General features: G+C 69.4%; 7 protein-coding genes. 6 read left to right on the top strand and 1 reads right to left on the bottom strand.

Annotation, left to right across the window (positions count from 1 at the left end; all coding sequences use genetic code 11):
- Positions 1-42: 42 nt before the first annotated feature.
- Positions 43-1,077, bottom strand: coding sequence for a LacI family DNA-binding transcriptional regulator (locus tag ACGFRF_RS33665; protein ID WP_393746519.1), 1,035 nt, complete (start codon positions 1,075-1,077; stop codon positions 43-45).
- Between the two features lie 345 nt (positions 1,078-1,422).
- Between ACGFRF_RS33665 and ACGFRF_RS33660 the strand changes: the two genes are divergently transcribed.
- The 6 genes from ACGFRF_RS33660 (at position 1,423) to pulA (ending at position 13,659) form a co-directional block, all read left to right on the top strand.
- Positions 1,423-2,697: an extracellular solute-binding protein gene (locus ACGFRF_RS33660; protein WP_393746517.1), complete on the top strand. Its 1,275-nt coding sequence runs from the start codon at positions 1,423-1,425 to the stop codon at positions 2,695-2,697.
- Between the two features lie 106 nt (positions 2,698-2,803).
- Positions 2,804-3,808, top strand: coding sequence for a carbohydrate ABC transporter permease (locus tag ACGFRF_RS33655; RefSeq protein ID WP_393746516.1), 1,005 nt, complete (start codon positions 2,804-2,806; stop codon positions 3,806-3,808).
- 19 nt (positions 3,809-3,827) lie between these two features.
- Entirely contained in the window at positions 3,828-4,733 is a 906-nt protein-coding gene (locus ACGFRF_RS33650; protein ID WP_393746514.1) for a sugar ABC transporter permease, read from the top strand.
- A 168-nt stretch (positions 4,734-4,901) separates the two neighbouring features.
- A complete protein-coding gene (locus tag ACGFRF_RS33645) occupies positions 4,902-6,587 on the top strand; it encodes a glycoside hydrolase family 13 protein (protein WP_393746512.1) in 1,686 nt (561 codons plus the stop codon).
- A 133-nt stretch (positions 6,588-6,720) separates the two neighbouring features.
- A complete protein-coding gene (locus tag ACGFRF_RS33640; RefSeq protein WP_393746510.1) occupies positions 6,721-8,097 on the top strand; it encodes an alpha-amylase family protein in 1,377 nt (458 codons plus the stop codon).
- 162 nt (positions 8,098-8,259) lie between these two features.
- A complete protein-coding gene (pulA, locus tag ACGFRF_RS33635) occupies positions 8,260-13,659 on the top strand; it encodes a pullulanase-type alpha-1,6-glucosidase (RefSeq protein ID WP_393746508.1) in 5,400 nt (1,799 codons plus the stop codon).
- Positions 13,660-13,672 lie beyond the last annotated feature (13 nt).

Here is a 13,672-nt window from a genome sequence, read left to right as displayed (position 1 = left end):
TCCTGGCCCGATCATCCCAAGGTCGGGTCCGCCGTGCACCTTCTACGACGTACGGACGACATGCGGCGCCGAAGCGGTCGAACCGCGCACCACCAGTTCCGGCATGAACACGAACTCGCTGTGCGGCGCGGGCGTCCCGCCGATCTCCTCCAGCAGCGTGCGCACCGCCGCCTGCCCCATCGCCGGGACCGGCTTGCGCACCGTGGTCAGCGGCGGGTCGGTGAAGGCGATGAGCGGGGAGTCGTCGAACCCGACCACCGACACGTCCCGCGGCACCTCCAGGCCCCGCTGCCGGGCCGCCCGTATCGCCCCCAGGGCCATCATGTCGCTGGCGCAGACCACCGCCGTGCAGTCCCGCTCGATCAGCGCGGTCGCGGCCGCCTGACCGCCCTCCAGCGTGTACAGCGAGTGCTGGACCAGCTCGGTCTCCACCGTCTGCGCGGCCAGCCCCAGCTGGTCCTGCATCGCGCGCACGAAGCCCTCGATCTTGCGCTGCACCGGCACGAACCGCTTCGGCCCGAGGGCGAGCCCGATCCGGGTGTGCCCCAGGGACACCAGGTGGGTCACCGCGAGCGTCATCGCCGCCCGGTCGTCGGGGGAGATGAACGGCGCCTGCACCTTCGGCGAGAACCCGTCCACCAGCACGTAGGGCACGCCCTGCGCGCGCAGCCGGTCGTAGCGCTGCATGTCGGCGGTGGTGTCCGCGTGCAGTCCGGAGACGTAGATGATCCCCGCGACCCCGCGGTCCACGAGCATCTCGGTCAGCTCGTCCTCGGTCGACCCGCCCGGGGTCTGCGTGGCGAGCACCGGTGTGTAGCCCTGGCGGGTCAGCGCCTGGCCGATGACCTGGGCCAGGGCCGGGAATATGGGGTTCTCCAGCTCCGGTGTGATCAGGCCCACCAGGCCCTCGCTGCGCTGCCGCAGCCGTACCGGGCGCTCGTAGCCGAGCACGTCCAGCGCGGCGAGCACGGACTGGCGGGTGGTGGCGGCGACGCCCGGCTTCCCGTTGAGGACGCGGCTGACGGTCGCTTCGCTCACCCCCGCCTGCGCAGCGATGTCCGCAAGCCGTGTGGTCACGGCACTGGACTGTACCGGTCGCCTGCCTCCTTGCACACCGACCGGACGCCGTGCGCGGGCGGCCGAACGGCCTGCCGTGGGTTGCTGCCTCATCGCGCTCCCTCGGATTCATGGTGGCAAGAGCTTGCAGAGTCTTGCACAACTGCCGCACTCACCGCTCAACACCGTCACTGAGCGGTTTCGTCACGGTCGCCGACCGATCACGGGCGGGTAACCATCGTGTTCCCTTGCGCTTTTTTTCTGCAAGGTCTTTCGCAACGCTTACATGGCTGTTACGTTCCCACTCGCCCGGCGGCCGCAAAGGCGCAGTCGGCATCACTCGGGCTTAACCCTCAAGGAGAACTCATGCGGCGTGGCATAGCGGCCTCCGCGCTGGTGGCGTCCCTCGCCCTCACGGCGACGGCGTGCGGCGGGAGCGACAGCGACAGCGGAAAGTCGGACGGCCCGGTCACCATCACCTGGTGGGACACCTCCAACGCCACCAATGAGGCACCGACGTACCAGGCCCTGGTCAAGCAGTTCGAGGCTGCCAACAAGGACATCAAGGTCAAGTACGTCAACGTCCCCTTCGACCAGGCGCAGAACAAGTTCGACACGGCCGCCGGTGCCAAGGGCGCCCCGGACGTGCTGCGCTCCGAGGTCGGCTGGACCCCCGCCTTCGCCAAGAAGGGCTACTTCCTGCCGCTGGACGGCACCGAGGCCCTCGCCGACCAGGCCAAGTTCCAGCCGAACCTGATCAAGCAGGCCCAGTACGAGGGCAAGACCTACGGCGTGCCGCTGGTCACCGACACCCTGGCCCTCGTGTACAACAAGGCCCTGTTCAAGAAGGCCGGCATCGCCGAGGCCCCCAAGACCTGGGACGAGCTGAAGTCCGACGCCGCGAAGATCGCCGCCAAGGCCAAGGTCGACGGCTACTGGGGCTCCACCCAGGCCTACTACGCCCAGACCTTCCTCTACGGCGAGGGCACCGACACCGTCGACGTCTCCGCCAAGAAGATCACCGTCGACTCGCCGGCCGCCAAGAAGGCGTACGGCACCTGGCTGAGCACGTTCTCCGGCAAGGGCCTGCACAAGGCCGACACCACCGCCGACGCCTACGCCCACATCCAGGACGCGTTCGTCAACGGCAAGGTCGCCGCGATCATCCAGGGCCCCTGGGAGATCACGAACTTCTACAAGGGCAGCGCCTTCAAGGACAAGTCCAACCTCGGCATCGCCACCGTCCCGGCCGGTTCCACCGGCAAGGCGGGCGCCCCGACCGGCGGCCACAACCTCTCGGTCTACGCCGGCTCCGACCAGGCCCACCAGGCCGCGGCGCTGAAGTTCCTGAAGTTCATGACCTCGGCGAAGTCCCAGGAGACCATCGCCCTGAAGAACTCCACGCTGCCCACCCGTGACGACGCCTACACCGCCCAGGTCAAGGCCGACCCCGGCATCGCCGGCTACCAGGGCGTCCTCGCCGCCGCCCAGCCCCGCCCGGCGCTGCCCGAGTACAGCTCCCTGTGGGGTCCGCTCGACACCGAGCTGCCGAAGATCGCCGGCGGCAAGGAGTCGCTCGACAAGGGCCTGAGCAACGCCGAGCTGGCCATCGCCAAGCTGGTGTCCGGCTTCAGCAAGTGAGCCCGGGTGGCCGTCGGATCCTCCCTGTAGAAGAAGGGGGGGAAGGATCCGACGGCCACCGCCCTGCGCCCAGCCCAACTCCTTGATCCAATGAAGGTGTCGAACCATGACAGTCGCCATCGACCGCGCGACCGGCAAGCGCCGCGGTGACCGCGCGCCTCGGCCCGGGCTGGGGCAGCGCCTGAAGAACGGCTTCCACAAGCACTGGTACGCCTACGCGATGATCGCCCCGGTGGTCGTCGTGCTCGGCGGGCTCGTGGGCTATCCGCTGCTGCGCGGCTTCTACCTCACCCTCACCGACGCCAACAGCCTCAACTCGGCGCGCACGATCGGCGTCAACCACATCGACGCCACCTACAAGTTCATCGGCCTGGACAACTACCAGGACATCCTGTTCGGCCCGACGGCGTACGACCGGTTCTGGTCGCACTTTCTGTGGACCGTCTTCTGGACGGCCGCCTGTGTGGTCCTGCACTACGCGATCGGCCTCGGCCTCGCGCTCATGCTCAACCAGAAGCTGCGCGGCCGCACCTTCTACCGGCTGATCCTCGTCCTGCCCTGGGCCGTGCCGACCTTCGTCACCGTCTTCTCCTGGCGGATCATGCTCGCCGACTCCGGCGTGATCAACCAGCTCCTCGACGCCCTCCACCTGCCCCAGCCGCAGTGGCTGGAGGACACCTTCTGGCAGCGGTTCGCCGCGATCATGGTCAACACCTGGTGCGGTGTCCCCTTCATGATGCTCTCGCTGCTCGGCGGACTGCAGTCCATCGACTCCTCGCTGTACGAGGCCGCCGAGATGGACGGCGCGAGCGCCTGGCAGCGCTTTCGGCACGTGACCCTGCCGGGTCTGCGCTCGGTCAGCTCCACCGTCGTCCTGCTGGGCATCATCTGGACCTTCAACCAGTTCGCGATCATCTTCCTGCTGTTCGGCCCCACCAGCGCGCCCGACGCCCAGATCCTCGTCACCTGGGCCTACTACCTGGGCTTCGGACAGCAACCGCGTGATTTCGCCCAGTCCGCCGCGTACGGCGTGCTGCTGCTGTCGATCCTGACCGTGTTCACCTCCTTCTACTTCCGCTGGCTGAAGCGCAATGACCAGCTCGCCGTCTGACGCCGCAGGAGCCGCCGCCATGAGCACCACGACCCTCGACAAGACACGGACGGAGCCGGCCCCCGTCCCGCAGCCCCGGCGCCGCACCCGCCGGCGGGGCGAGCGCGGCCCGCTCGGCGCCGCCCTCCTGCACGGCGGCCTCGCCGTGGCGAGCCTGATCGCGCTGGCCCCGGTGGCCTGGCTGTTCTTCCTGTCCCTCGGCCCGGACAAGGACGACTACCTGCACCCCGGCAAGATCGCGGGCAAGCTGACCTTCTCGAACTACAGCTTCGTGCTGCAGCACACCGCCTTCTTCGACTGGTTCAAGTCGACGATGATCGTGGCCCTCGGCACCACCCTGATCGGTGTCCTCGTCGCCGCCACCACCGGCTACGCGGTCTCGCGCATGCGCTTCCCGGGCTACAAGTCGCTGATGTGGGTACTGCTGCTCACCCAGGCCTTCCCGATCGCCATCCTGATCGTGCCGATGTACGAGATCTTCAGCGAACTCGGCCTCATCGACACCTACTGGTCGCTGATCGTCATCAACTGCACCACGGCCGTGCCCTACAGCGCCTGGCTGCTCAAGGGGTACTTCGACACCATCCCCTTCGAGATCGACGAAGCGGGACGCGTGGACGGGCTCAGCCCCTTCGGCACCTTCTTCCGGCTGGTCCTCCCGCTGGCCCGCCCGGGGCTGGCCGTGGCCGCCTTCTACAACTTCATCACCGCCGTCGGCGAGGTGGCCTTCGCGACCACCTTCCTGCTGGACGACTCGAAGTACACCTTCGCCGTCGGTCTGCAGAGCTTCGTCAGCGAGCACGACGCCCAGTGGAACTACATGGCCGCCACCGCGGTGCTGATCGCGATACCCGTGTCCGTGTTCTTCTACCTCGTCCAGAAGAACCTCGTCACCGGTCTCACCGCCGGCGGCACGAAGGGCTGACGCCCTCCCGAGGAAAGAGGCTCCCGCGCGCCCGACCGCGCGGGTAGGCGGCCGCGGTGCCCATCCGACCCCGCCGACACCGCGGCCGCCTCGCACACCCCGGTCCCCGCATCCGCCGCCGTACCCATGTCCACCATGACCCGAACCTCTTTACGCACCAAGGACGCCATGAGCCAGCAGCACCCTGCAGCCCCGGCCACCGACTCCGCCGTCGCCACCGTCGCCTCGCACCGCGACTGGTGGCGGGACGCGGTCATCTACCAGGTCTATCCGCGCAGCTTCGCCGACAGCAACGGCGACGGCATGGGCGACCTGGAGGGCGTACGCTCCCGCCTGCCCTACCTGCGCGACCTCGGCGTCGACGCCGTGTGGCTCAGCCCCTTCTACGCCTCCCCGCAGGCCGACGCGGGCTACGACGTCGCCGACTACCGCGCCGTCGACCCCATGTTCGGCAACCTGCTCGACGCCGACGCGCTGATCCGCGACGCCCACCAGCTGGGCCTGCGCATCATCGTCGACCTGGTCCCCAACCACTCCTCCGACCAGCACGAGTGGTTCAAACGCGCCCTCGCCGAGGGCCCCGGCTCCCCGTTGCGCGAGCGCTACCACTTCCGCCCCGGCAAGGGGAAGAAGGGTGAACTTCCGCCCAACGACTGGGAGTCCATCTTCGGCGGCCCGGCCTGGACCCGGGTCACGGAACCCGACGGCAGGCCCGGCGAGTGGTACCTCCACCTCTTCGCCCCCGAGCAGCCCGACTTCAACTGGGACCACCCGGCCGTCGGCGACGAGTTCCGCTCCATCCTGCGCTTCTGGCTGGACATCGGCGTGGACGGCTTCCGCATCGACGTGGCCCACGGCCTGGTGAAGGCCGACGGCCTGCCCGACCTCGGCAGCCACGACCAGCTCAAGCTGCTGGGCAACGATGTCATGCCGTTCTTCGACCAGGACGGCGTGCACGCGATCTACCGCCAGTGGCGCCGGATCCTGGACGAGTACTCGGGCGAGCGCATCTTCGTCGCCGAGGCCTGGACCCCGACGGTCGAGCGCACCGCACACTACGTGCGCCCCGACGAACTCCACCAGGCCTTCAACTTCCAGTACCTGTCGACGGAGTGGGACGCGGACGAACTCCGCACGGTCATCGACCGCACCCTGGAGGCCATGCGCCCGGTCGGCGCCCCCGCCACCTGGGTGCTCTCCAACCACGACGTCACCCGCCACGCCACCCGCTTCGCCAACCCCCCGGGCCTGGGCACCCAGATCCGCACCGCGGGGGACCGCGCACTGGGCCTGCGCAGGGCCAGGGCCGCCACGCTGCTGATGCTGGCGCTGCCCGGCTCGGCGTACATCTACCAGGGCGAGGAACTCGGCCTCCCGGACGTCGTGGACCTGCCCGACGAGGTGCGCCAGGACCCGGCCTACTTCCGCGGCGCGGGCCAGGACGGCTTCCGCGACGGCTGCCGGGTGCCGATCCCGTGGACCCGTACGGGCTCGTCGTACGGCTTCGGCAGCGGCGGAAGCTGGCTGCCCCAGCCGTCGGCCTGGGCCGAGCTGAGCGTCGAGGCACAGACGGGAGCGCCCGGCTCGACCCTGGAGCTGTACCGCGCCGCGCTGAGCGTGCGCCGGTCGCAGCCCGACCTGGGTGCGGGCGACGCGGTGGAGTGGCTGCGGGCGCCGGGGGGCGTCCTGGCCTTCCGGCGCGGGGAGTTCGTGTGCGTCGCGAACACCACGGGCGAGTCGGTGACGACCCCGGCGTACGGCCGCGTCCTGCTCACCAGCGGTGAGGTGACGGAAGCCGACGGCGAGGCGAAGGTCCCCGCGGACACCACTGTCTGGTGGTCGACCGCGGGCTGACCGTCCCGCTGAAACTTCTTGCATCAACTTCACACCGGCCCGCTGCCTTTCAGGCGGCGGGCCTTTAACATCTGCGTCACCGCAAGCTTGCTGAAACATTGCAGCAAGCGCCTTCAACGTCGAAGGACCCCACATGGCGCGCAGCATCCTCCCCACGGCGGTCGCCCTCACGGCCGTCGCCCTGGTTGGCATGAACCCGACTGCCGCCGAGGCCTCACCGCCCGGCACCAAGGACGTCACCGCCGTCCTCTTCGAGTGGAACTACGCCTCGGTCGCCAAGGAGTGCACCAGCACCCTCGGCCCGGCCGGCTACGGATACGTCCAGGTCTCCCCGCCCGCCGAGCACATACAGGGCGCGCAGTGGTGGACGTCGTACCAGCCGGTCTCCTACAAGATCGCGGGCCGCCTCGGCGACCGCGCGGCGTTCCGGAACATGGTGAACACCTGCCACGCGGCCGGGGTGAAGGTCGTGGTCGACACGGTCGTCAACCACATGTCGGCGGGCAGCGGCACGGGCACCGGCGGCTCGTCGTACACGAAGTACGACTACCCGGGCCTGTACTCCGGCTACGACTTCGACGACTGCACCTCCCAGGTGACGAACTACGCCGACCGCTGGAACGTCCAGCACTGCGAACTCGTCGGCCTGGCCGACCTGGACACGGGCGAGGAGTACGTCCGCAAGACCATCGCCGGCTATATGAACGACCTGCTGACGCTGGGCGTGGACGGCTTCCGCATCGACGCGGCCAAGCACATCCCGGCCGCCGACCTCGCCAACATCAAGAGCCGCCTGTCGAACCCCGCCGCCTACTGGAAGCAGGAGGTCATCTACGGCGCGAACGAGGCCGTCCAGCCGTCCGAGTACACCGGCAACGGAGACGTCCAGGAGTTCCGCTACGCCTACGACCTCAAGCGGGTCCTCACCAGCGAGAAGCTGGCGTACCTGAGCAACTACGGCGAGGGCTGGGGCTACCTGAGCAGCGCGGCGGCCGGGGTCTTCGTGGACAACCACGACACCGAGCGCAACGGCAGCACCCTGAACTACAAGTCCGGCGCCGACTACACCCTCGCCAACGTCTTCATGCTGGCCTGGCCCTACGGCGCTCCCGACATCAACTCCGGCTACGAGTGGTCGGACGCCGACGCGGGCCCGCCCAACGGCGGCAAGGTCAACGCCTGCTGGCAGGACGGCTGGAAGTGCCAGCACGCCTGGCCGGAGATCAGGTCCATGGTCGCCTTCCGCAACGCGACCCGCGGCCAGGCGGTCTCGAACTGGTGGGACAACGGCAACAACGCGATCGCGTTCGGCCGGGGCGGCAAGGGCTTCGTGGCGATCAACCACGAGAACGGCAGCCTGACCAGGACGTACCAGACGTCCCTGCCCGCGGGCACGTACTGCAACGTCCAGAACAACACGACGGTGACCGTGAACTCCAGCGGACAGTTCACCGCCACCCTGGGCGCCGACACGGCTCTGGCGGTCTACGCCGGCAAGTCGAGCTGCTGAGCGGCCCGCTGGACGGGCGTGAAACCTCTTTCCGATGGTTTCAAGCCTCTTGCTGAAATCCTTTCGTCGGCGGTACGGTCGCGCGGGCGCCCGGCAGCGCAGCCGTGCCGCGGCGATGGGGTCGGACCCGAAAGAGCCGTAGATCGCAAGGAGTTACCGCCTGTGATACCGAGATGGACGGCGCCCCGCACGCGCCGTACCCCGCATCGCAGAAGGGCCGCGGCCGTCACGGTCGCCGCCCTCACGGCCGCCCTCGTGCAGCCCCTCGCGGCGCATGCCGCCGCCCCGCCCGCGCCCCCGTCCGACGCGAAACTCGCCGCCGCACCCGCCCGGCACGACGACACCCGCGAGCAGTTCTACTTCGTCATGCCGGACCGTTTCGCCAACGGGGACACCACCAACGACAAGGGCGGACTCACGGGCTCACGCCTCAGCACCGGCTACGACCCCGCCGACAAGGGCTTCTACCAGGGCGGTGACCTCAAGGGCCTGACGAAGCGGCTGGACTACATCAAGGGGCTCGGCACCACCGCCATCTGGCTGGCCCCGATCTTCGAGAACCGCCCGGTGCAGGGCACCGGAGCCAACGCCTCCGCCGGCTACCACGGGTACTGGATCACCGACTTCACCCGGGTCGACCCGCACTTGGGCACCAACGACGACCTCAAGTCCCTCATCTCCAAGGCGCACGCCAAGGGCATGAAGGTCTTCTTCGACGTCATCACCAACCACACCGCCGACGTCGTGGACTACAACGAGAAGTCCTACGGCTACCTGTCCAAGGGGGCCTTCCCCTACCTGACGAAGGACGGCAAGCCGTTCGACGACGCCGATCACGCCGACGGCAGCCGCACGTTCCCGACCGTCGACGCCGGTTCCTTCCCTTACACCCCGAAGGTCACGAGCGGGAGCAAGGTCCCGGCCTGGCTCAACGACCCGGCGATGTACCACAACCGCGGCGACTCGACGTACGCCGGCGAGTCCACCACGTACGGAGACTTCTCCGGCCTCGACGACCTGTGGACCGAGCGTCCCGAGGTCGTGCACGGCATGGAGAAGATCTACCAGCGCTGGGTGAAGGACTTCCGTATCGACGGGTTCCGCATCGACACCGTCAAGCACGTGAACATGGAGTTCTGGACCCAGTGGGCGACCGCGCTGGACGCGTACGCGGGGGCGCACGGGCGGAAGAACTTCTTCATGTTCGGCGAGGTCTACTCCGCCGACACCTCCGTCACCGCCCCGTACGTCACCCAGGGCCGCCTGGACGCCACCCTCGACTTCCCCTTCCAGGACGCGGCCCGCGCCTACGCCTCCCAGGGCGGCAGCGCGCGGAAGCTGGCGAGCGTCTTCGGTGACGACTACCGGTACACGACCGACAAGGCCAACGCGTACGAGCAGGTCACCTTCCTCGGCAACCACGACATGGGCCGCATCGGGTACTTCCTCAAGCAGGACAACCCCGGGGCGACCGACGCCGAGATCCTCGCCAAGGACAGGCTCGCCAACGAGCTGATGTTCCTCAGCCGCGGCAACCCGGTCGTCTACTACGGCGACGAGCAGGGCTTCACCGGCTCCGGCGGCGACAAGGACGCCCGCCAGACCATGTTCGCCTCCAAGGTCGCCGACTACCTCGACGACGACGAGATCGGAACCGACCGCACCCACGCGAGCGCCGCCTACGACACGAAGGCCCCGCTGTACCGGCAGATCGCCGCGCTCGCGAAGCTCCGCAAGGCCAACCCGGCCCTGACCGACGGAGTGCAGATCGAGCGGTACGCGGCCGACGGCGCGGGCGTGTACGCGTTCACCCGTACGGACGCCTCGACCGGCCAGGAGTACGTCGTCGCGTTCAACAACGCCGACGAGGCGAAGACGGCGACCTTCGCGACCGGCTCGGCGGGCATGCCGTACCGGGGGATCTACGGCACCACCGACTCCGCGAGGACGGACGGGGACAAGAAGCTCACCGTCACCGTCCCGGCCGGCTCCGCCGTCGTCTACCAGGCCGCCGGCGCCCTCGAGAAGCCCGCCACCACGCCGACCCTCACCCTGAAGGCGCCCGCCGCCGGAGCCACCGGGACGGTCGGTCTGGAAGCCGACGTCGACGGCGGTCAGCTGAACCGGGTCGTCTTCGCCGCCCAGGTCGGCAACGGCACGTGGAAGACGCTCGGCTCCGCCGACCACGCCCCCTACCAGGTCACCCAGACCCTCGGCAAGGACGTGCCCGCCGGCACCGCCCTGCGCTACAAGGCCGTCGTGATCGACTCGGCCGGACGCACCGCGAGCGCCACGGCGAGCAGCACCACCGGCACCCCGCCCGCGCCCGAGGTCCCCACGGCCTCCTCCCGGGACTACGCGATCGTCCACTACAAGCGCGCGGACGGCGACTACGCCGACTGGGGGCTGTACGCCTGGGGCGACCTCGCCGACGGCGAGGCCACGAACTGGCCCGCCGGCCACCCCTTCACCGGCCGGGACGCCTACGGCGCCTTCGCCTACGTCAAGCTCAAGCCCGGCGCCTCCAGCGTCGGCTTCCTGGTCATCGACAAGGACGGCACCAAGGACGTCTCGGCCGACCGGTCCATCGACGTCACCAGGACGGGTGAGGTCTGGATCGAGCAGGGCAAGGCCGACGTACGGACGGAACGGCCCGACCATCCCGCCCAGGACAGGACCAAGGCGGTCCTGCACTACCACCGCGCCGACGGGAACTACGACGGCTGGGGCCTGCACGTCTGGACGGGTGCGGCGAACCCCACCGACTGGTCGAACCCGCTGAGGCCGGTGAAGACTGATGCCTATGGCGCGGTCTTCGAGGTGCCGCTCTCCGAGGGTGCCACCAGCCTCAGCTACATCCTCCACAAGGGCGACGAGAAGGATCTTGCGGCCGACCAGTCCCTGGACCTCAAGGCCAGTGGCAACGAGGTCTGGCTGTTGAACGGCCAGGAGCAGTACCTGCTGCCCCAGCCGGCCGGCAGTGCCGCCGCACTGGACCTGACCACCTCCAAGGCGGTCTGGATCGACCGGAACACCCTCGCCTGGAACGGCGTCGACGGCGCCGCCTCCACCCAGCTGCTGTACTCCCGCGACGGCTCGATCACCGTCAAGGGCGGGACGCTGACCAGCGACGACGAACGCTGGATCCGGCTGGAGAAGACCGCGCTGACCGACGCGCAGAAGGCGAGGTTCCCGCATCTGAAGGACTACACCGCCTGGTCCGTCGACCCGCGCGACCGCGACCGGGTCCGTGAGGCGGTGGAGGGCCAGCTCGTGGCCTCGCAGCGCGCCGCCGACGGCGCCGTGCTCGCGGCGACCGGCGTGCAGATCGCCGGTGTGCTGGACGACCTCTACCCCGGCGCCACCGGGGCGAAGCTCGGCCCGGTCTTCCACGACGGCAGGCCCACGCTCTCCGTCTGGGCGCCGACGGCCCAGTCGGTGCACCTCGACCTCGACGGCAAGGCCGTGAAGATGCACCGGAACGCCGCCACCGGCGTCTGGTCCGTCACCGGCCCCGCGTCCTGGAAGGGCAAGCCCTACCGGTACGTCGTCACGGTGTGGGCGCCCAGCGTCCGCAAGCTGGTCACCAACAAGGTCACCGACCCGTACTCGGTGGCGCTCACCGCGAACTCCGAGCGCAGCCTGGTCGTGGACCTGGACGACCCGTCCCTCGCCCCGGCCGGCTGGTCGACGCTGCGCAAGCCCAGGGCCGTACCGCTGAAGGACGCGCAGATCCAGGAGCTGCACATCCGCGACTTCTCCGTCGAGGACCGCACCGCGAAGCACCCGGGCACCTATCTGGCCTTCACCGACAAGAACAGCGACGGCTCCAAGCACCTGCGGGCGCTGGCCGGGGCCGGGACGTCGTACGTCCACCTCCTGCCCGCCTTCGACATCGCCACGATCCCCGAGAAGAAGGCCGACCAGGCGACCACGGACTGCGACCTGGCCTCCTACCCCGCCGACTCCGACAAGCAGCAGGAGTGCGTGGCGAAGATCGCCGCGAAGGACGCCTACAACTGGGGCTACGACCCGTACCACTACACGGTCCCGGAGGGTTCGTACGCCACCGACCCCGACGGCACGGCCCGAACGGTCCAGTTCCGCACGATGGTGCAGGCCCTCAACCAGGACGGTCTGCGGGTCGTCATGGACGTCGTCTACAACCACACGGCGGCCGCCGGCCAGGCGGACACCTCCGTTCTCGACCGGATCGTGCCCGGTTACTACCAGCGGCTCCTCGCCGACGGTTCGGTGGCCAACAGCACCTGCTGCGCCAACACCGCGCCCGAGAACGCGATGATGGGCAAGCTGGTGGTGGACTCGATCGTCACCTGGGCGAAGCAGTACAAGGTCGACGGGTTCCGCTTCGACCTCATGGGCCACCACCCGAAGGCCAACATCCTGGCCGTCCGCAAGGCCCTGGACGCGCTGACCCTCGCCGAGGACGGCGTCGACGGCAAGAAGATCATCCTCTACGGCGAGGGCTGGAACTTCGGCGAGGTCGCGAACGACGCCCGCTTCGTGCAGGCGACGCAGCAGAACATGGCCGGCACCGGGATCGCCACCTTCTCCGACCGCGCCCGTGACGCCGTGCGCGGCGGCAGCCCCTTCGACGCGGACCCGGGCGTCCAGGGCTTCGCGTCCGGCTTGTACACCGACCCCAACACGTCTCCGGCCAACGGCACGAAGGAGGAGCAGAAGGCCCGGCTGCTGCACTACCAGGACCTGATCAAGGTCGGGCTGACCGGCAACCTCGCCCGGTACCGCTTCACGGACACCGGCGGCAAGGAGGTCACCGGCGCGCAGGTGGACTACAACGGCTCGCCCGCCGGATACGCGGACGTCCCCGGCGACGCCCTCGCCTACGTGGACGCGCACGACAACGAGGCGCTGTTCGACGCGCTGGCCTACAAGCTCCCGGCGGGTACGTCCGCGTCCGACCGGGCCCGGATGCAGGTGCTCGCGATGGCAACGGCCGCGCTCTCGCAGGGGCCGTCCCTGTCCCAGGCGGGCACCGACCTGCTGCGCTCGAAGTCGCTGGACCGCAACTCCTTCGACAGCGGGGACTGGTTCAACGCCATCCACTGGAACTGCGCCGACGGCAACGGCTTCGGGCGCGGGCTGCCCCCGGCGGCCGACAACCGGTCCAAGTGGGACTACGCCAAGCCGCTGCTGAGCACGGTCGAGGTGGGCTGCCCGCAGATCACCGGGGCCTCGGCCGCGTACCGGGACCTGCTGCGGATCCGTACCGGCGAGCAGGCGTTCTCGCTGGGCACGGCCGCGCGGGTGCAGGACCGGCTGGCCTTCCCGCTGTCGGGGAAGGACGAGACGCCGGGGGTGATCACCATGACCCTCGGTGACCTGGTCGTCGTGTTCAACGCCACGCCCGAGAAGCAGGAGCAGCGGATCGGCACCCTCGCCGGGGCGCACTACCGGCTGCACCCGGTCCAGGCCGCGGGCGCCGACGCGGTGGTGAAGACCTCCTCCTACGCGGCGGACTCGGGCACGTTCACGGTGCCGGCGCGGACCGTGGCGGTGTTCAGCCGAGCGGGGAACTAGGGTGAGGCCGTTG

Origin of the sequence: Streptomyces sp. NPDC048521, from assembly GCF_043199855.1 — a bacterium.
Classification (GTDB): domain Bacteria; phylum Actinomycetota; class Actinomycetes; order Streptomycetales; family Streptomycetaceae; genus Streptomyces.
The sequence above is the reverse complement of the archived record's forward strand: the minus strand, read 5'-3'. Positions and strand labels throughout refer to the sequence as shown.